Origin of the sequence: Pantoea sp. SIMBA_079 (assembly GCF_046940275.1) — a bacterium.
GTDB lineage: Bacteria > Pseudomonadota > Gammaproteobacteria > Enterobacterales > Enterobacteriaceae > Pantoea > Pantoea borealis.
The window spans coordinates 1-266 of sequence record NZ_JAWRYR010000401.1; the positions used below are offsets into that span (position 1 = coordinate 1).

Annotated in this window: 1 pseudogene; it reads left to right on the forward strand. The window is 37.6% G+C overall.

Going from position 1 to position 266, the window contains the following annotated elements:
* Positions 1 to 75: 75 nt before the first annotated feature.
* Positions 76 to 266 (forward strand): annotated as a pseudogene (locus SB719_RS20545) (hypothetical protein); the annotation flags it as partial.

A 266-nucleotide genomic window follows, 5' to 3' on the forward strand; every position in this document is an offset into this window, starting at 1 on the left:
GGCTAGTTTAGAATGCGGAATAGTAACATGACATGTTGTTAAATGATACGAAAAGACTTTGGAGGAAATAATTACATGAAAACGATATATATGAATGGTACCTTTTTTACGATGGACAAGGAAAATCAAATCTTTGAAAAAGGGATGATGATTGTACAAGATCAAACCATATCCTACATCGGCCAGCATTCTGAAGAACAATTGGCAGATGCCGATCAAGTGGTCGACCTTGGAGGAAAATGGATTATGCCAGGTCTAGTGAATGC